Raw genomic sequence first — 780 nt, forward strand, 5'->3', positions numbered from 1 at the left:
ACCCTAGGGGAACCTGGGGTTGGATCACCTCCTTACCTTAAAAATCGTCTATTGCCTTTTAGCGCAGTGTTCACACAGATTGTTTTGTTATGTGTCTTATCAATAAGACGCAGAGCAAACTCTTGTTCTTTAACAATTTGGAAAGCTGATATTAGTAATCAATCAAATTGAGTAACTGAGAATATCGAAAAGATGTTCTTTCAAAAGCTACTCTATCTGACGAAGTGTAGTAAGAAGGCTGACATACACAACTGAGTGTACTGTTCGTCCTCCTTGCGCAAAAGTCGACAAACAACGTCGATTTTGCACGATAAATTGATTAGACAGTCATGCATACAACAGTGCTTAGATGCACACCTGACTCCGGATAAAAAGGCGGAGGTTAGGCAGCTGAAACCCATTCTTTCAACGTGTCGCACGTTTTGGGTGGAAGTGAATGGTTGTGAACACTTATTCCTTACTCATGTGAATAAGCAGAAACAACGACTTAAGGTTTACCTTAAGGAAGCTATTTAGGGTTGTATGGTTAAGTGACTAAGCGTATACGGTGGATGCCTTGGCAGTAAGAGGCGATGAAGGACGTGTAAGTCTGCGAAAAGCGGTGGCGAGCTGACAAAACGCATTTGAGCCATCGATGTCCGAATGGGGAAACCCACCCGCTTGCGGGTATCGTTAACTGAATACATAGGTTAACGAGGCAAACCCGGGGAACTGAAACATCTAAGTACCCGGAGGAAAAGAAATCAACCGAGATTCCCTTAGTAGCGGCGAGCGAAAGGG

At 43.8% G+C, this 780-nt stretch carries 1 rRNA gene; it reads left to right on the top strand.

The window, feature by feature from the left end:
- Window positions 1–524: 524 nt before the first annotated feature.
- Window positions 525–780: ribosomal RNA gene (locus tag ACXAH4_RS20080) — 23S ribosomal RNA — on the top strand; the annotation flags it as partial.

The sequence above is a fragment of the Alteromonas sp. ABV2_168 genome (assembly GCF_056161165.1).